At 76.5% G+C, this 17,645-nt stretch carries 18 protein-coding genes and 1 pseudogene; 16 read left to right on the top strand and 3 right to left on the bottom strand.

Annotation, left to right across the window (positions count from 1 at the left end; all coding sequences use genetic code 11):
- Window positions 1–63: 63 nt before the first annotated feature.
- Window positions 64–2,151, top strand: coding sequence for a primosomal protein N' (locus tag ACWGB8_RS33720; protein ID WP_452217458.1), 2,088 nt, complete (start codon window positions 64–66; stop codon window positions 2,149–2,151).
- A gap of 183 nt (window positions 2,152–2,334) precedes the next feature.
- Here the strand turns inward: ACWGB8_RS33720 and ACWGB8_RS33715 are convergent, their stop codons facing one another.
- Window positions 2,335–2,919, bottom strand: a complete 585-nt coding sequence (locus ACWGB8_RS33715; protein WP_452217457.1) for a hypothetical protein — start codon at window positions 2,917–2,919, stop codon at window positions 2,335–2,337.
- Between the two features lie 344 nt (window positions 2,920–3,263).
- Here ACWGB8_RS33715 and fmt point away from each other — a divergent pair, with 344 nt between their 5' ends.
- Together fmt and ACWGB8_RS33705 are read left to right on the top strand one after the other, a co-directional pair.
- Entirely contained in the window at window positions 3,264–4,199 is a 936-nt protein-coding gene (fmt, locus tag ACWGB8_RS33710; protein ID WP_452217456.1) for a methionyl-tRNA formyltransferase, read from the top strand.
- Window positions 4,200–4,390: 191 nt separating this feature from the next.
- Entirely contained in the window at window positions 4,391–5,836 is a 1,446-nt protein-coding gene (locus ACWGB8_RS33705) for an RsmB/NOP family class I SAM-dependent RNA methyltransferase (protein WP_452217455.1), read from the top strand.
- Between the two features lie 132 nt (window positions 5,837–5,968).
- Here the strand turns inward: ACWGB8_RS33705 and ACWGB8_RS33700 are convergent, their stop codons facing one another.
- Window positions 5,969–6,742 (bottom strand): GNAT family N-acetyltransferase, encoded by a 774-nt coding sequence (locus ACWGB8_RS33700; protein WP_452217454.1) that lies wholly within the window; start codon window positions 6,740–6,742, stop codon window positions 5,969–5,971.
- A gap of 98 nt (window positions 6,743–6,840) precedes the next feature.
- Here ACWGB8_RS33700 and ACWGB8_RS33695 point away from each other — a divergent pair, with 98 nt between their 5' ends.
- The 5 genes from ACWGB8_RS33695 to ACWGB8_RS33675 all read left to right on the top strand — a co-directional run bounded on the left by ACWGB8_RS33695 (window position 6,841) and on the right by ACWGB8_RS33675 (window position 10,079).
- On the top strand, window positions 6,841–7,731 hold the full coding sequence (locus tag ACWGB8_RS33695; RefSeq protein WP_452217453.1) for a S41 family peptidase: 891 nt from the start codon (window positions 6,841–6,843) through the stop codon (window positions 7,729–7,731).
- 152 nt (window positions 7,732–7,883) lie between these two features.
- Window positions 7,884–8,465 (top strand): TetR/AcrR family transcriptional regulator, encoded by a 582-nt coding sequence (locus ACWGB8_RS33690; protein WP_452217452.1) that lies wholly within the window; start codon window positions 7,884–7,886, stop codon window positions 8,463–8,465.
- The gene (locus ACWGB8_RS33685) at window positions 8,465–9,085 is read left to right on the top strand and encodes a hypothetical protein (protein ID WP_452217451.1); all 621 of its coding nucleotides are present in this window, start codon (window positions 8,465–8,467) and stop codon (window positions 9,083–9,085) included. Before ACWGB8_RS33690 ends, ACWGB8_RS33685 begins: the two co-directional genes overlap by 1 nt.
- Entirely contained in the window at window positions 9,078–9,713 is a 636-nt protein-coding gene (locus ACWGB8_RS33680; RefSeq protein ID WP_452217450.1) for a GNAT family N-acetyltransferase, read from the top strand. The genes ACWGB8_RS33685 and ACWGB8_RS33680 overlap by 8 nt, the downstream gene beginning before the upstream one ends.
- Window positions 9,714–9,908: 195 nt before the next feature.
- Window positions 9,909–10,079, top strand: a complete 171-nt coding sequence (locus ACWGB8_RS33675; RefSeq protein ID WP_452217449.1) for a hypothetical protein — start codon at window positions 9,909–9,911, stop codon at window positions 10,077–10,079.
- A gap of 46 nt (window positions 10,080–10,125) precedes the next feature.
- On the opposite strand, the gene ACWGB8_RS33670 is transcribed toward ACWGB8_RS33675, so the two are convergent.
- Entirely contained in the window at window positions 10,126–10,593 is a 468-nt protein-coding gene (locus ACWGB8_RS33670; RefSeq protein ID WP_452217448.1) for an Imm63 family immunity protein, read from the bottom strand.
- 118 nt (window positions 10,594–10,711) lie between these two features.
- On the opposite strand from ACWGB8_RS33670, the gene ACWGB8_RS33665 reads away from it, so the two are divergent.
- The 8 genes and pseudogenes from ACWGB8_RS33665 to ACWGB8_RS33630 all read left to right on the top strand — a co-directional run.
- A complete protein-coding gene (locus ACWGB8_RS33665) occupies window positions 10,712–11,278 on the top strand; it encodes a TetR/AcrR family transcriptional regulator (RefSeq protein WP_452217447.1) in 567 nt (188 codons plus the stop codon).
- A 139-nt stretch (window positions 11,279–11,417) separates the two neighbouring features.
- Window positions 11,418–11,867 (top strand): SRPBCC family protein, encoded by a 450-nt coding sequence (locus ACWGB8_RS33660; RefSeq protein WP_452217446.1) that lies wholly within the window; start codon window positions 11,418–11,420, stop codon window positions 11,865–11,867.
- 110 nt (window positions 11,868–11,977) lie between these two features.
- Window positions 11,978–13,384, top strand: a complete 1,407-nt coding sequence (locus tag ACWGB8_RS33655; RefSeq protein ID WP_452217445.1) for a carotenoid oxygenase family protein — start codon at window positions 11,978–11,980, stop codon at window positions 13,382–13,384.
- A 111-nt stretch (window positions 13,385–13,495) separates the two neighbouring features.
- Entirely contained in the window at window positions 13,496–14,305 is an 810-nt protein-coding gene (locus ACWGB8_RS33650) for an alpha/beta fold hydrolase (RefSeq protein WP_452217444.1), read from the top strand.
- Between the two features lie 15 nt (window positions 14,306–14,320).
- The gene (locus ACWGB8_RS33645) at window positions 14,321–15,001 is read left to right on the top strand and encodes a C39 family peptidase (RefSeq protein ID WP_452217443.1); all 681 of its coding nucleotides are present in this window, start codon (window positions 14,321–14,323) and stop codon (window positions 14,999–15,001) included.
- Window positions 15,002–15,231: 230 nt separating this feature from the next.
- Window positions 15,232–15,915, top strand: coding sequence for a ribulose-phosphate 3-epimerase (rpe, locus tag ACWGB8_RS33640; RefSeq protein WP_452217442.1), 684 nt, complete (start codon window positions 15,232–15,234; stop codon window positions 15,913–15,915).
- A gap of 155 nt (window positions 15,916–16,070) precedes the next feature.
- Window positions 16,071–17,219 carry an alpha/beta hydrolase gene (locus tag ACWGB8_RS33635; RefSeq protein ID WP_452217441.1) on the top strand — a complete coding sequence of 383 codons (1,149 nt, stop codon included), beginning with the start codon at window positions 16,071–16,073 and terminating at the stop codon, window positions 17,217–17,219.
- 220 nt (window positions 17,220–17,439) lie between these two features.
- A pseudogene (locus ACWGB8_RS33630) lies at window positions 17,440–17,645 on the top strand (pirin family protein); the annotation flags it as partial.

The following is a 17,645-nucleotide window of genomic DNA, read 5'->3' as shown; positions in this document are numbered from 1 at the left end:
CCCCTCGCCGGGGCGGTCACCGCCTGTGGTCGTTGTCCGTGGGACCTGGTAGTACTGGGAGCGATGAGCAGCACAGAGGAGAGCGGATCGGCGCCGGAGCCGGAGCAGCTGGCGTTCATCCGGGAGACCGTCCGCCGGGCGAAACCGCGCACCTGGCGCGGCTCCAAGCGGGCCGAGCACCTGCCGGTCGCCCGGGTGGTGGTCGACAAGGGCGTGCTGACCATCGACAAGTTCTTCGACTACGCGGTGCCCGCCAGCATGGCCGACGACGCACAACCCGGCGCCCGCGTACGGGTGCGCTTCGGGGCGCGCGTGGTGAAGGGGGAGCGCCAGGGCGGCGAACTGCACGACGGCTTCATCGTCGCCCGCCTCCCGGAGAGCGACTTCGCCGGCCCGCTCGCCGCCCTCGCCCAGGTGCTCTCGCCCGAACCGGTGCTCACCCCGCAGCTGCTGCGGCTGTGCCGCACCGTCGCCGACCGCTACGCCGGCACCCTGGCCGACGTCCTGCAGCTCGCGATCCCGCCCCGGCACGCCAAGGCCGAGGCCGAGCCCTCGCCCGCCCCGCTGCCCCGGCCGCAGCCGCCGCAGCCCGGCGGCTGGGCCCGCTACCCCGCCGGCCCCGACTTCCTCGCCGCGCTCACCGCCGGCGGCTCCCCGCGCGCCGTCTGGACCGCCCTGCCCGGACCCGGCTGGCCGTACGAGATCGCGCGGGCCGTCGCCGCGACCCTGGCCGGCGGCCGCGGCGCCCTGGTCGTGCTGCCCGACGGCCGGGCCACCGCACGCGTCGACCGGGCGCTCACCGAGCTGCTCGGCGAGGGACAGCACGCCGTCCTCGCCGCCGACCTCGGCCCGCGCGAACGCTACCGGCGCTGGCTGGCGGTCAGCCGCGGCTCCGTCCGCGCGGCGATCGGCACCCGGGCCACCATGTTCGCGCCGGTCCGCGACCTCGGCCTGGTGGTGGTGTGGTCCGACGGCGACAGCAGCCACAGCGACCCGCGCGCCCCGCACCCGCACGTGCGCGAGGTCGCGCTGCTGCGGGCCGCCGAGGAGGGCGCCGGCGTGCTGCTCGGCGGCCACACCGTCACCGTCGAAGGAGCGCAGCTGGTCGCCACCGGCTGGGCCCGCCCGCTCGCCGCCGAGCGCGAGACCGTCCGGCAGGCGGCCCCCCGGGTCCGCACCGTCACCGACCAGGACCAGCACCGGGACGCCGCCGCGCAGGCCGCCCGGCTGCCCTCGGTCGCCTGGGAGACCGCCCGGGACGCCCTCGCGGCCGGCGGGCCCGTCCTCATCCAGGTGCCCCGGCGCGGCTACGTGCCCCGGCTCGCCTGCGGGCGCTGCCGCACCCCCGCGCGCTGCCGGCACTGCGAGGGCCCGCTCGAATCGGTCGCCACCGACGCGCCGCTGCGCTGCGCCTGGTGCGGGGAGGGCGAGGCCGACTGGCACTGCCCGGAGTGCGGGTCGTTCCGGCTGCGCGCCCAGGTGGTCGGGGCGCGCCGCACGGCGGAGGAACTGGGCAAGGCGTTCCCGCGCATCCCGGTGCGGACCTCCGGCCGGGACGCCGTACTGGCCACCGTGCCCGACGAACCCTCGCTGGTGATCTCCACCCCCGGCGCCGAACCGGTCGTCGAGAGCGGCCCCGGCTACGCGGCGGCGCTGCTGCTCGACGGCTGGGCGCTGCTCGGCCGGCCCGACCTGCGGGCCGGCGAGGAGGCGCTGCGCCTCTGGCTGGCGGCCTCCGCACTGGTGCGGCCGGCCGCGGAGGGCGGCACCGTGGTCGTGGTCGCCGAACCGACCGCGCGACCGGTGCAGGCACTGGTCCGCTGGGACCCGGCGGGCCACGCCGGCCACGAACGGGAGGAACGCGCCCAGCTCCACCTGCCGCCGGTCTCCCGGATGGCCTCGGTGACCGGCAGCCCGGGGGCGGTGGCCGACCTGCTCGGGCTGATCCGGCTGCCGGAGGGGGCGGCGGTGCTCGGCCCGGTGCAGCTGCCGCCGCTGCGCGGCGAGGAGCAGGAGCGGGCACTGCTGCGGGTGGCGCCCGGGCAGGGCGCGGCGCTGGCGTCCGCGCTGAAGGCGGCGCAGATCGCGCGGATCGCGCTGCGGGCGCCGGAGCCGGTCAAGGTGCGGATCGACCCGACCGATCTCGGGTGAGGAGCGGTCTGCCCGGTCGGGGTGCTGCGGGCTCGGCGGTGTCGGGTCCGGGAGTGTCGGGTTCGGGGGTGCTGGGCCCGGGAGCGGCGGGGCGCGGTGTCGGGTCGGGTCCGGGGGCGGTGGTTGCGGGGGGTGCGGCCGCGGGTCGGGGCGGGGTGACGGCTCACCCCGCCCTCGGGGCGCTCAGCCGCGCAGCGGCACGCCGGTGCGGTCCAGGCCCTTGCCGCGGTCGATCCCGCCGCCGAGTCCGCTGCGCTCGGCGGCCCCGCGCTCCAGCGCCGCCCGGTCCAGCCCGCCCTGGCGCGCCGCCGGGACGCTCGCCACCGGACCGGCCGGCGCCGGGGCCGGCAGCTCCTCGGAGCGGTCAGGCCGGGCCGGACCCGGCACCCCGGCCCCGCTCGCGGCCAGCAGCTCGCTGGTCGGCCGACGCATCCCGTACCGGCGGTGCACCGCCTGCTTGGTGACCCCGAGGGCCGAGCCCACCGAGTCCCAGGAGAAGCCCAGCGCCCGGTCGAACTCGACCGCCGCCGCGACCAGCGTCTCCACGCTCTCCCGCAGCTCCTGCGCCAGCCGGACGGTCGGCGCGGGCGCCCGCCCGTACACCACGAACCCGGCGGAGGTGCTGGGCCGGCGCGGCCGGTAGACGTTGCCCAGCTGGGCGGTCAGCGTCCGCAGCGCGTCGACCTGGCGCCTCACCCGCTCGATGTCCCGCACCAGCAGGTGCAGGCTCGCCCGCGCCCGGGCGTCGTGATTGATCTGCTCGGCCATGGCCTGTGTGCCACCTTCCGTACGGTTCGGCTCGGTCGGGGCGCCCGCCGCTCGCTGGTGCGGGCCGGGACGCCCCGGCCCCGGTCAATCCCACTTGACCAACGCCGGACCGGGGGCCGGGGTCACGCAGCCGGGCGGACTCGGGATATGCCAGATGAACGGAACAGCGGCAGAACCCGGCCCCCGACCCCCGCGGTCGGCCCGGTGCCCGGCGGTCCCCGCCGCGGTGGGCGGGCGCCCCGAGGCGATTGCATAGACTGGCCGGTGACCAGCACGACCCGTCGAGGCAGCGCGTCGCCGCCCTTCGCCGAACCCCCCGACTCCGCACTCCGGAAAGGCACTTGATGCGCCTCGTCTTCGCCGGCACCCCCGAGGTCGCCGTTCCCGCCCTGGACGCCCTGCTCGCCTCCGAGCGGCACGAGGTCGTCGCGGTGGTCACCCGCCCCGACGCCCCCGCCAGCCGCGGACGCAAGCTGGTCGCCAGCCCCGTCGCCCAGCGCGCCGAGGAGGCCGGGATCGAGGTCCTCAAGCCCGCGAAGCCCGGCGACCCGGACTTCCTCGCCCGGCTCGCCGAACTCGCCCCCGACTGCTGCCCGGTGGTCGCCTACGGCGCCCTGCTGCGCCCCGGCGCGCTGGAGATCCCGAAGCACGGCTGGGTCAACCTGCACTTCTCGCTGCTGCCCGCCTGGCGCGGCGCCGCCCCGGTGCAGCACTCGGTGCTCGCCGGCGACGAGGTCACCGGCGCCTCCACCTTCCGCATCGAGGAGGGCCTCGACTCCGGCCCGGTCTTCGGCGTCGTCACCGAGGAGATCCGCGCCACCGACACCAGCGGCGAACTCCTCGGCCGCCTCGCGCAGTCCGGCGCCCGCCTGCTCGCCGCCACCATGGACGGCATCGCCGACGGCTCGCTGCACGCCGTGCCGCAGCCCGCCGAGGGCATCACCCTCGCCCCGAAGATCAGCGTCGAGGACGCCCGGATCGACTGGACCCACCCCGCGCTGCGGGTCGACCGGGTGGTGCGCGGCTGCGCGCCCGCCCCCGGGGCGTGGACCACCTTCCGCGGCGAACGGCTCAAGGTCACCGGCCCGGTCGCCCTGCTGACCGGCTCCGCCGAGCTGGCCCCCGGCGAGCTCGCGGTCAGCAAGAACGCCGTCCGGGTCGGCACCGGCAGCCACGACGTCGAACTCGGCGAGGTCCGGCCGCAGGGCAAGAAGGCGATGCGCGCCGCCGACTGGGCCCGCGGGGCCCGGATCGAGTCCGGCGAGCGCTTCGCGGGCTGAACCGCCGGTTCGGCGTTACTGTTCCCACCGGGGGTCCGTGGCGCGGGCCCCCGGGAACCCGATCCCGTACGACCTGTTCCCGTACGACCTGTTCCCGCAGTCCCTGTTCCTGCAAAACCCGTTCTCGCAGTACCCGATTCGTACCACCCGTTTCCGCGGCACCCGATTCCGCAGCACATTCGAGGCACCCCATGAACACGCCCAGCAGCCGTCCCGCCGCCCCGCGCGCACCCCGCCCGCACCGCCGTCCCAAGAAGGACCCGGCCCGGATCGTCGCCTTCCGTGCCCTGCGCGCCGTCGACGAGCGCGACGCCTACGCCAACCTGATCCTCCCCTCCCTGCTCCGCGAGGCCGAGCAGAAGGGCATGGAACGGCGCGACGCCGCCCTCGCCACCGAACTCGTCTACGGCACCCTGCGCCTCCAGGGCACCTACGACGCGATCATCGCCGCCTGCATCGACCGGCCGCTGGGCAAGGTCGACCCGCCGGTCCTGGACGTCCTGTCGCTCGGCGCCCACCAACTGCTCGCCACCCGCATCCCCAGCCACGCCGCCGTCTCCGCGACCGTCGAACTGGCCCGCGTGGTGCTCGGCGACGGCAAGGCCAAGTTCGTCAACGCCGTCCTGCGCCGGATCAGCGCCCACGACCTCGACGACTGGATCGCGCGCGTCGCCCCGCCGTACGACCAGGACGCCGAGGACCACCTCGCGGTCGTCCACTCCCACCCCCGCTGGGTGGTCGCCGCGCTCTGGGACTCCCTCGGCCGCTGGCAGCCCGACGCCTCCGGGCGCACCGCCGTCGAGGAACTGCTGCGCGCCGACAACGAGCGCCCCGAGGTCACCCTGGTCGCCCGCCCCGGCCGCGTCACCGTCGCCGAACTCGCCGACGCCCTGCCCGAGGCCCAGCCCGGCCGCTGGTCCCCGTTCGCGCTGCGGCTCGCCGAGGGCGGCGACCCCGGCGGCCTGGACGCCGTCAAGGACAACCGCGCCGGGGTCCAGGACGAGGGCAGCCAGCTCGTCGCGCTCGCCCTCGCCGCCGCCCCGCTGGACGGCCCCGACCGGCTCTGGCTGGACGGCTGCGCCGGCCCCGGCGGGAAGGCCGCCCTGCTCGGCGCCCTCGCCGCCCAGCGCGGCGCCGCCCTGGTCGCCAGCGAGAAGCAGCCGCACCGCGCCCGCCTGGTGGCCCGCGCCCTGGAGGGCAACCCCGGCCCGTACACCGTGATCGCCGCCGACGGCACCCGGCCGGCCTGGCAGGAGGGCGGCTTCGACCGGACCCTGGTGGACGTGCCCTGCTCCGGCCTCGGCGCGCTGCGCCGCCGCCCCGAGGCCCGCTGGCGCCGCCGGCCCGCCGACGTCGCCGCCTTCGGGCCGCTCCAGCGCTCGCTGCTGCGCTCGGCGATCGACGCGACCCGGATCGGCGGGGTGGTCGGCTACGCGACCTGCTCGCCGCACCTCGCGGAGACCCGGGCCGTGGTCGACGACGTGCTGCGCACGGAGGGGCAGCGGGTCGAGTGGATCGACGCCCGCCCGCTGCTGCCCGGGGTACCCGCGCTGGGCGACGGCCCCGACGTGCAGCTCTGGCCGCACCTGCACGGGACGGACGCGATGTACCTGGCGCTGCTGCGGCGCACGGCCTGACGGCGAAGGGGCGCCCCGACCTGCGCGCCGCCGGGGCGTAGCCGCCCTGTCCGGCCGAGCCGCCCTCTGCCCCGGGCGGCGGCCGGCCCCTGCGCCCGGGGCCGCGGCGTGGTGCGCCGGGCGTGCCTCCGCTCAGGTGCGGTGGAAGCAGTGGGTGCGGCCGACGGCGGTGAAGCCGCGGCGCTCGTACCAGCCGCGCGGCCAGTCGTCGGACTCGGCGGTGAGGAAGCGGGTGCCGCAGTCGGCCTCGGCGGCCAGGTGCAGGGCGGTGCCGAGGACGGTGTCGGCGTGCCCGCGCCGCCGCTGCGCCGGGTCGGTCATGAGGTCCTCGAACTGGGCGACCCCGTCGCCCGGTTGGAGGTAGAGGTCGGCCCAGGCCGCCACCTCGCCCGCGGCCGTCCGGGCGCCCAGGAACCGCACCTGCTCCGCGCCCCGGCGGCGCACCTCGCGGCGGTCGACCAGGGCGCGGACGGTGGCGTCGTCGGCCTCCGGCAGGTAGCTGCGCCAGCTCGCGGCGAGGGGGCCGCGGAAGGCGTCCAGTGGGACGTCGGCCGCCCGGTGCGCCGGGGCGAGCGGCGGGAGGGGGCCGGTGTGCAGCATCACCAGGTAGGTCGACCGGGTGTAGCCCGCACGCTCGAAGGGCTCGGCGCAGGCGTCCCCGAAGTCGCCGTCCAGGACGGTGACGAAGCGGAACGGGCGCTCGGCCAGCGCCCGGTCGACGAGCTCCGGCAGGGCGGCCGGATCGACGTCGGTACGGTCGACGTGGACCTGGTTGTCGGCCCAGGAGGTCGGGAACTCGTCGTTGAACACGGCGAAGCCGCCCGGCAGTTCGACGGTCCGGTCGGCCTGGCGGCGGGCGAAGCCGGCCAGGAAGGCGGTGATCCGCCGCAGTTCGGCACCTGACACGGGCTCAGGCTAGTCGCGCGGGGCGGCGGGCGCCCCGGATTTTCGGGGCGGGGCGCGGATCCGGTGGTCCGGGCGCGCCGTTGACCTATCATCCCGCCATGATCACGACCACGGAGATAATCGAGGCCGCGCTGGAGCGCATCACCGCCGGCTACGTCTTCCCCGAGCGGACCGCCGCCATCGACGCCGCGATCCGGCGCCGGCTCGCGGCGGGGGAGTACGAGCACCTGGACGGGCCCGCCCTGTGCGAGGCGGTCACCGCGCACCTGCAGGAGGTCTGTCCCGACAGGCACCTGCGGCTGCTCTGGAGCGAGGAGCCGCTGTCGCTGGAACCGGCGGACGAGGACGGCGGCCGGGCGGCGTTCCTGGCGGTGCTGCGGGCCGAGTCCCAGGGCATCCACCGCTTCGAGCACCTGGAGGGCAACATCGGCTACCTGGACGTCCGCCGGATCACCGATCCGGCGGAGGGGTCGCGGGCGATCGGCGCGGCCATGGAGCTGGTCGCCGGGACGTCCGCGCTGGTGCTCGACCTGCGGGCGTGCAAGGGCGGTGCGCCCGAGGGAGCGGCGATGTGGTGCAGCTACTTCTTCCCGGACAGCGGCACCCACCTCAACGACATGTACGACCGCGGCACGGGCCTCACCCGGCAGCACTGGACCGCGGCCCACCTGCCGGCCCCGCGCTACCTGGACCGCCCCGTCAAGGTGCTGACCAGCGCCGCCACCTTCTCCGGCGGCGAGGACGTCGCGTACACGCTGCAGGCGCTCGGGCGGGCCGCGGTGATCGGGGAGACCACCCGCGGCGGCGCCCACCCCACCAAGCGGTACCCGGTGGCCGAGCACGTCCTGGTGACGGTGCCCGGGGCGCGCACGATCAACGCGGTCACCGGCGGCAACTGGGAGGGCGTCGGGGTGGCCCCGGACCTGCCGGTGGAGGCCGGGCGGGCGCTGGAGGCGGCACTGGAGGAGCTCGCGAAGCAGTCGGACTGACCGCGGGGAAGTGGGCGGGTGGGCGGCCGGCGGGGATCGGGGGCTGCGGGAGCGGGCGGTGAACCGGCGGGGTGAACCGGCTGGGTGGGGGTCGGCGGGTGAACCGGTCGAGTGTACTGGTGGTACACACTGCTGGTGTGTACTGTTGGTGCATGTCTCCACTTCCCCGTTTCCACCGGCTGCCCGCCGAGCGCCGGGACGCGATCCTGGCCGTGGCCCGGCAGCACTTCGCCGAGCACGGCCCCGAGGCCGCCTCGTACAACAAGATCATCGAGGCGGCCGGCTTCTCCAAGACCGCGGCCTACCAGTGGTTCGACGGCCGCGAGGACCTGCTCGCCGCCGTCCTGGACGACGTACTCGCCCGCCTGCTGGGGGAGTTGGGCCCGTGGCGGCCCGGGGCGGACGCCGCCGCGTTCTGGGCGCAGTTGGAGGCGGGGGCGTCCGCCCTCGCCGCCCACCTGGCGCAGCACCCCGACGACCTGGCGCTCGCCGACGCCGCGATCGGCTCGGCCGGCGGCGGCGCCTGGCTCGACTGGTTCACCGACCTGGTCGCGGACGGCCAGCGGCTCGGGGTGATCCGCACCGACGTCGACCGCGGCCTGCTGGTCGCCGCCACCTCCGCCGTGCTGCGCGCGGCCGACGGCTGGGCGCTCGGCGAGCTGCGGGCCGGCCGGGAGCCCGGCACCGGCGAGGTCTGGACGCTGCTGCGCGGACTCTGGGGAGGCGGGCGGTGATGCGCACCGACCTGGAGGTCGACTGGGCGATACCCCCGTCCGGCGCCGGCCTCGGCGGGCGCCTGGAGCGGTTCATGGGCCCGGGCAAGTCCCGCGCCGAGTCCGCGGCCGAGTTCGCCGGCGCCGCGGTGTGCGTCCTGCTGCTGGTGGCCGGCATCGCCGCGTCCGGGGCGTACCGCGACTGGTCGGGCTGGCAGCTCGTCGTGGTGGCGGTCGCCGGGCTGGACCTGGTCGGCGGCGTGCTCACCAATGCGACCAACGCCGCCAAGCGCTGGTACCACCGCGAGGCGCCCGGTGTGCGGCGGGCCCGGCTGCTCTTCGTCGGCGCCCACGTGGTGCACCTGGCCGCGTTCGGGCTGGTGGTGCTGGACGACCCGGTCTGGCTGCTCGGCAACGGCGCGCTGCTGGCGGCCGGTGCGGCGGCGGTCGAGTTCGCGCCCGTGGAGCTGAAGCGGGTGACGGCGATGACGGCGTACGCGGCGGCCGTCCTGGTCGGCCTGTTCTGGCTGGAGGTGCCGACGGCGCTCGCCTGGTTCGGGCCGCTGTTCTTCCTCAAACTGCTGGTCTGCCACCTGGTGCCGGAGGCTCCGCTGCGGGCCCGGCGGCCGTCCGATGGCTGAGCGGGCGGCAACCGGCCCCGGCTTCGTCCTGGACGCCGCACCGGAGGTCGGGGAGTGCGCCCGGCTGCTCGCCGCCGCCTTCGCCGAGGAGCCGGCCGTGCGGTGGATCTGCGGCGGGGCGCCGGCGGTACGGGAGCACTGGTTCGCGGCGACGCTGACCGCGCAGGCGGGCCTGCCGGGCGGGCTGCGGTGCGTCGCACGGCCGGCCGGGGGTGGCGGTGCGGCCGGTGACGGGGTGAGCGCCGGGGTGGGCGCCGTGGTGCTGACCCCGCCGGGGGCCGCACCCGGGCCCGCCGCACAGGCCGCCTGGCTGGCGCGCACGGTGCGCCGCTGCGGGCCCGCCCCGGCGGTCCGGACCCTGCGCTACCTGCACCGGGCGGAGGCGCTCGCCCCGGCCGACGCGTGGACGCTGGAGTTCGTCGGCGTCCGGCCGGAGGCCAAGGGTCGGGGCGTCGGCCGGCTGCTGCTGGAGTGGGCACTCGACGCCGTCCCGTCGACCCCGGGCGGGGTGTACCTGACCACGGCGGACCCGGACAACGTGCCGCTCTACCGGCGGTTCGGCTTCGAGCTGCTGGAACGGTTGCCGGTCGGACCGGTGGAGGTCGCCGCCATGTGGCGACCGGGCTGACGGGGCCGGTCGCTCCCAGGGACACCCGCCGGACGGGCGCCCGGTCGGGCACGTCATGATGACGGCATGGAGCAGAACGACTGGGTGACCCTCGCGAGTTGGCGGAACGCGGCCGCAAGCCCCCGGCCCGATCGAGTGGTCGGGCATTGACTGCGTGATCGCGGCATCGACCGGCATCCCTTCGCGGCCGAGGAGTTGCGGATCGACCTGATGCGCGCCCCGGCCGCGGACGGCGGTGTGCAGTGCGTCGTCGCCGTCCGGGTCCGCGCGGACGCCCTGCGGCGGCTCGGACTGCACCCGGACCAGCCGACCTCCGCGCCGGCCGACCCCTTGCCGCCCGCCTCGTGGGGGCCGTGGGCCCGCTGAGGGCCCCCGCCGGGCGGCCTCGACGGCGGTCATCGGCCCCATCGGCTCAAGGTCGGTCGGTGGGCCGTTCGGCGGGCAGCGGCGGGACCAGCGGGTGGTCGGCCGGATCCGGTAGGGAGGCGAGCAGTTCGCTGCGCCGGCGCTGCGCCCAGGCGGGGCGCAGCGCTGCCAGCAGTTCGAACTGGCGCCGCCACAGGGTCACCCGGTACGGCTCGTCCGGGCGCCCGTGCTGGACGGCCCAGCCGCCGGCGCTCTCGTGGGTGGCGGCGGCGAAGGCCCAGTAGAGGAGCTCGTCCGGATCCCGGGTGGTCAGGTCGAGCACCCGGCGGCCCCGTTCCGAGGCTCGGAAGCACAGCTCGCCGTCCTCGCCGAACCCGATGAACGGCTGGGCCCCGTCGTGGTCCTCGAACCCGGCGAGGGCTCCGGCGGGCAGGCCGGCCACCGCCGCCAGTCGGCGGAGCTCCGCCTCCAGGTACCGGCGGGTGCGGGTCTGCTCGTGCTGCGGTCCGGTCATGGCCGACCACCGTTCGGGGCGCGGGGACGTGGGGCGGACCGGGCGAGCGTAGCGCGCCGAGGGGTCGCGGGGCGGGCCGGCCGTTGACAGGGCGAAGTGTGAGTGGTTGAGTACTCACATGAAAGCGGAACGGCCACGCCAGCTGTCCACCGCCGAGGAGCGCCGGGAGACGGTGCTGCGCACCGCCATCGGCGCCTTCGCGGCCCGGGGGTACTTCGGCACCAGCACCACCGAGGTCGCGAAGGCGGCCGGGATCTCCCAGGCCTACGTCTACCGGCTCTTCCCCAACAAGGAGGTGCTGTTCGCCGCGGTCGTCGAGCACTGCTTCGTCCGGGTGCGGGCGGCGCTGGAGCGCGGTGCGGCCGAGGCCCCGGGGAGCGACCCGCAGGCCGTACTCGCCTCCATGGGGGACGCGTACGCGCGGCTGATCAGGGACAACGACCTGCTGCTGGTCCAGCTGCACGCCCAGGCGGCGGCCGTCTCCGAGCCGGCGATCCGCGCCGCCGTGCGGGCCGGCTACGCCCGCACGGTGGAGTACGTGCGCGGGGCCTCCGGCGGGAGCGAGGGGCAGGTGCAGGAGTTCTTCGCCGTCGGCATGCTCTGCCACCTGCTGGTCTCGGTCGACGCCGGGGCGGTCGACGCGCCCTGGACGCGCACCCTGAGCGCGGGCATCGCGCACTACTGAGCGCCTCGACCGGGCTTGATCGACTCGACCGGCGTGGGCGGTCGCGGACTCTGTACGGGTCCGCCGGCCGCCCCTCTTCGGCCCGCGAAAGTGAGTGGTCAACCACTCATTCCGTTCATCATCGACAAGGAGAACCACCGTGAACCGCACCGCCATCGACCCCGACGCCCCCGTCGTCGTCCGCCTCTCGACCGTGGTCGCCGCCCCGCTCGACGTCGTCTGGACCCTGCACACCGCCATCGCCTACTGGCCGCAGTGGCACACCGGCATCGAGCGCACCGCCGTCACCGGCCCGCTCGCCGCCGGGACCGCCTTCCGGTGGCGCACCCACGGCCTCGACATCGCCTCGACCGTCGGTGAGGTCGTCCCGCAGCGCCGCATCGTCTGGGGCGGCCCGGCGCACGGGATCGACGGCGTGCACGTGTGGACCTTCGAGGAGAGCGCCGAGGGCGTGATCGTCCGCACCGAGGAGTCCTGGAGCGGCGCGCCGGTCGAGGCCGAGCCGGAGGCGCTGGAGCTGGCCCTGCGGCAGTCCCTGGAGGAATGGCTGCACCTGCTGAAGCAGGAGGCCGAGAGCCGGCACGCCTGATCCGGTCCGGCGCCGGAAAACACCGTACGCACGGCCAGCCACCGCAGGCACGGCCACCCACCGCACGCCACCCACCGCACGGCCACCCACCGCACGAGGAGGACCCCGCCATGACCCAGAAGCCCTACCTGACCGGCCACTACACCCCCGTCGCCGACGAGCTCACCGCCACCGGCCTCACCGTCGAGGGCACCCTGCCGCCCGAGCTGACCGGCCGCCTGATCCGCAACAGCCACAACCCCAAGCCCGGCATCACGCCCACCCACTGGTTCAAGGGCAGCGGCATGGTCCACGGCATCCGGCTGAACCAGGGCCGCGCCGAGTGGTACCGCAACCGCTGGGTGCACACCCCCGCCCTGGACGGCGCCCGCTACCTGACCGAGCACGGCCCCGACCTCACCGTCTCCACCGCCGGCACCCACGTCATCGAGCACGCCGGCCGCCTCCTCGCGCTCTGCGAGTCGGCGCTGCCCTACGAGCTCACCCCCGAGCTGGAGACCGTCGGCGCGTACGACTTCGGCGGCCGGCTGCGCACCGCGATGACCGCCCACCCCAAGGAGGACCCGGTCAGCGGCGAACTGCACTTCTTCGCCTCCTCGCCGTTCCCGCCGTACCTGGTCCACCACGTCGCCTCCGCGGACGGGCAGGTGCTGGAGAGCCAGGAGGTGCCGGGCGCCAGTGCGGCGCTGAAGCACGACTTCGCCCTCACCGAGCACCACGTGGTCTTCCTGGAGGGCTCGGTGGCCTTCGACCCGTCCGAGCGCTCCGGCATTCCGTACGCCTGGAGCGACGCGCAGCCCGCCCGGATCGGGATCGTGCCGCGCCGGCCGGGCGGGGCCGCGGCGGTCCGCTGGTTCGACCTGCGGCCCGGCTTCGCGATGCACCTCGCCAACGCCTACGAGGACACGCTCGGCCGCATCGTCGTCGAGGGGCCGAGCGTCGGGCGCGAGGGCTGGCAGCGCTCGTGGAACTGGTGGGTGGGCGCCCCCGACCGCGGCGCCGAACCCAACTCCGGCTCGCGCAACGCCCGCTGGACGCTCGACCCGGTGACCGGCCGGGTCGCGGAGGACCGGCTGGACGACCTGACCGTGGAGTTCCCGACGATCAACGACACGTACACCGGCCGCGAGCACCGCTACCAGTACTCCCTCGCCTTCCCCGACGACCACGGCAACGGCCCGCACGCCCTGGTCAAGTACGACCGGCGCACCGGCGGGCGCCTGCTGCGGCCCTTCGACCCGGGGCACCTGCCGGGCGAGGCGCTGTTCGTCCCCGCGGAGTCCGCTGCGGAGTCCGGTGCGGAGTCCGGTGCGGCGACCGGTACGGCGGGTGATGCGGCGACCGACGAGGACGCCGGCTACCTGCTCACCGTCGTCTCCGACCTCCGCCGGGACGCCTCCCGACTGCTGGTACTGGACGCCGCCGACCCGTCCGGGCCGCCCGTCGCCACCGTCCACCTGCCGCGCCGCGTCCCGGCGACGATCCACGGCTCCTGGATCCCCGACGCCCCGCAGTGAGGCCGCCGCGGACACGATGGGGGCCGCCGCGGGCGCGGGGTGCGGCGGCAGCCCGGTGTGTCAGGCTGGTGGGGAGGGCGGGGGCGTGCGACCTGGACCGGGAGGCCCGCCATGGCCGAGATCAGGGTGAACGGGGTGTCGCTGTACTACGAGGCGAGGGGTTCGGGGCCCGCCGCGGTACTCGTCCACGGCTCGTGGGACGACGCCGACAGCTGGGCGCGCGTGGCGCCCGGCCTCGCCGAGCAGGCCACCGTGGTCGCGTACGACCGGCGGGGCCACAGCCGCAGCGAGGACACCCTCACCCAGGGCTCCGTCCACGAGGACGCCGCCGACCTGGCCGGCCTGATCGAGGGCCTGGGCCTGGCACCCGCCTTCGTCTGCGGCAACTCCTACGGCGCGCTGATCGCGCTGCGCCTAGCCGCCGCCCGCCCCGACCTGCTGCGCGGCCTCGCCGTGCACGAGCCGCCCGGCGCCGGACTGCTGCTCGCCGACCCCGACCTGCGGCCGATCGCCACCGCCGTCGACGCCCGCATCGCGCCCGTACGGGACCTCCTGGAGGCCGCCGAGTCCGCGGCGGCGGCCGAGCTCTTCGTCGAGACCGTGGCCTTCGGCCCCGGGGCCTGGGCCCGGCTCCCGGCCCCCGTCCGGCACACGTTCGTCCGCAACGCCCCCACCTACCTCGACGAGCTGCGCGACCCGGACGCCCCCGACCTCGACCTGTCCGCCCTCGGCCGCTACGCCGAGCCCGCCCTGCTGACCCAGAGCGACGACAGCGCGCCGATGTACGGGGCCGTCCTGGACATCATCGACCTGGCGCTGCCGAAGGCCGAACGCCACCTGTACGAGGGCGCCGGCCACGCCCCGCACGTGGCGCAGCCCGAGGAGTGGGTGCGGGTGACCCTGCCGCGCATCCTGGCCTGACCCGCGGAGCGGACCGTGCCGCACACCCCGCCGGGCGACCGGCCCGACGTGCTCCACGCGGTGCCGTACTACGCCCAGTGGGAGTCGCCCGAGCTGGTGCGCGCGATCGTCACCGGCGCCGTGGACGCGGCCGACGACCCGCGCTGGGGCGCCTCCGGCGCGCGCACGCCGGAGGAGTACGCCTGGTGGTCGTGGCGGCTCTGCGGGGTGGCCTGCCTGCGGATGGCCCTCGACCACTGGTGGGGAGTGCTGCCGACCACCATGCGGCTGGCCCGCGAGTGCGAGGCGGCCGGGGCGTACGTGCGCGAGGGCGACCGGCTGCGCGGACTGCGCCACGAGCCCTTCGCCGGGTACCTCCGGGAGCGGTGGGGGCTGGCCGCGCGGCCGGTCCCGGCGGCGGACGGGGACGCGCTCGCGGCGGAGCTGGCCGGCGGCCGGCTGGTGGTGCTGTCGGTGCACCCGGGGATCCGCGAACCGGAGGCCGGCGCGGCGGCCCCCGCCGGGGCGGGCGGGCCGCGGCGGGCCGGCCACCTGGTGCTGGCGGTCGGCGCCGGGCCCGCCGAACTGGTGATCCACAACCCGTCCGGCTACCCGGGGGAGTCCCAGGCGTACGCGCGGGTCCCCTGGGACCTGCTCGACCACTGGTACGCGGGGCGGGGGATCGTGCTCGGACCACCGCCCGGGGTGACCGGGTGACCGGGCCGGCCGAGGATCGGGGCGGCCGGTGCGGCAGGGGCTTCCGGCACGGCCGGCTGACGGCCGGAGCGGCGGCCGGGGACCTCGGGCCGGTGCGCGCCGTGTGAGGAGGATCACGGCGGGGGCGGGGGGTTCACCGGGCGCCGCCGGCCCGCGAGATGATGGGACGAGGCGCCCGCCCGCGGGCCCGCCCACCCTCCTGTGAAGCACCTCCTGTGAAGGCATCGTCAATGGCGCAGATCAACCCCAGCATCCTGTCCGCGGACTTCGCCCGGCTCGCCGAGGAGGCCGAGGCCGTACGCGGTTCGGACTGGCTGCACGTCGATGTGATGGACAACCACTTCGTGCCCAACCTGACCCTGGGCGTGCCGATCGTCGAATCCCTCGCCCGCGCCACCGACATCCCGCTCGACTGCCACCTGATGATCGAGGACCCGGACCGCTGGGCCCCGCAGTACGTCGAGGCCGGCGCCGGCTCGGTGACCTTCCACGTCGAGGCCGCCGCCGCGCCCGTCCGCCTCGCTCGCGAGATCCGCGCCAAGGGCGCCCGCGCCTCGATGGCCCTCAAGCCGGCCACGCCCATCGAGCCCTTCGAGGACCTGCTGCCCGAGCTGGACATGCTGCTGATCATGACCGTCGAGCCCGGCTTCGGCGGCCAGGCGTTCCTCGACATCATGCTGCCCAAGATCCGCCGCACCCGTGAGCTGATCGACAAGCACGGCCTGGAGCTGTGGCTGCAGGTCGACGGCGGCGTCTCGGCGAGCACCATCGAGCGCTGCGCCGAGGCCGGTGCGGACGTCTTCGTGGCCGGCTCGGCGGTCTACGGCGCGAAGGACCCCGCCGCGGCGGTTGCCGAACTGCGCGCGATGGCCGACGCGGCGACGGCGGACGCCCCCTGGGCCTGCCGCCACTGACGGCCGGGCCCGGCCTCGCCGACCTGGTGAGTTGTCGGATTCCGGCCACTCTCCACCACTTCTCCTCCGGGTCTTGACGCCTTGCGACCGGTTCGGTGCGAACCCGCCCGGCCGCTCGACGTACAGTGCTGGCTGACTTGTCGGAGGGGAGAACCGTGGACCTGGACCACCAGGGGAGTGGGCGGACCGGACCGGGCGCCATGGCCGCCGTACCGCCCCCGCCGTCGGCGCCGCCCGTCGTCGGTGGTGGCGGTGCGGGAAGTGGCAGTGCGGACGGTGGCGGTGCGCGTGGTGGCGGCGGTACGGGTCTGCGGATCGGCGCCGGGTGGGCGGATCGCGCGCCGCTGCTCGGGGCCGGGTCGGCGGGCCGCGGGCCGCTGCTCGGGCGGCGCGGGTTGCTGAGGGCCGGCCTGGGCCTCGGCGGACTCGCCGTCGTCGGCACCGGTGCGGCGCTGGCGCTCTCCGGCCGGGACCCCGGGCCCGGCCCCGCCGCCGGCCCGTCCGGCACAGCGGGCGCCCCGGCCGGTGCCCCCAGCACCGCCTCCGCGCCCGCCACTCCGACCCCCTCCGGCGTCGTCCCCTCGCTCCGCAACGAGGAACAGCGCTCGGCCGCCCGGAACGGCGCCACCGTGAAGATGATCACGATCGTGCCGCAGGGCCCGGGCGTCCCGCCCGCCGCCGAGCTGCCGGTCTGCGTCGCCCTGCACGGCCGCGGCGCCACCGCACAGGCCTGGACCGAACTCGGCCTGCCGCAGGTCCTGGTCTCCGCCATCGCGGCCGGCATCCCCCCGTTCGCCGTCGTCGCCCTGGACGGCGGCGACGCGACGTACTGGCGGCGCACGCAGTCCGGCGACGACCCGCAGCGGATGCTGCTGGAGGAACTCCCCGGCTGGCTCGCCGCCCGCGGCCTGCGCGCCCCCACCGGCGCGATGGGCATCTCGATGGGCGGCTTCGGCTCGCTGCGCTACGCCCGCAACCGCGGGGCGGCGTTCGGCCCTGTGGCCGCGCTCAGCCCCGCACTGTTCCGCACCTGGAGTGCCGCCCGGGCGGTCGGCGTGTTCAAGGACGAGGCCGACTGGCGCGAGCACGAGCCGCTGCTCCACCAGGACCAGCCGCACGGCCGCCCGATCGGGGTCTGGTGCGGTACCGAGGACCCGTTCTGCGACGCCGCCCGCCGCCTGGCCGGGGACAACGTCCAGGCCCGCTTCACCGCCGGTGCGCACGACGCCGAGTACTGGCGGCGGATCCTGCCCGACGTGGTCGCCTTCCTCGGGCCCGCCCTGGCGAACCGTTCCGCCGGCTGATCGACGGCGGGTCGGCGGCGGGGCGGTTCCGGGCCCCGGGGCGGTCCGGGGCTCCGTCACGGCTTCGTCCGGGCCCGTCCGGGGCGCCGTCCGGGCGGGTGGCTCCGGGTGGAGGATCGGTGCGGCCTGGTGGAGGATCGAAGCCGACGATCCCGTGGCCGGGGCGGCCGGGAGTACCGGGCGGCCCCGGCGGACCGACCCGTACGGTGGTGGACGCGACATGAGCAACCTCGACCTCCGGCCCGCGCCGACCGATTGCGGGGGCCAGGCCCGTACCGGGCCGGTGCGCGATCTGCTGCCGGCCCGTCACGTCCCCCTGGGGGAGAGCACCGTGGTGCGCCGGCTGCTGCCGAGCATGGGACGGCGGATGGTCGGCGCCTGGTGCTTCGTCGACCACTACGGCCCCGACGACATCGCCGACGAACC

It is taken from the genome of Kitasatospora sp. NPDC054939, assembly GCF_053610105.1.
This window is presented reverse-complemented; position numbering and strand designations above follow the sequence as displayed.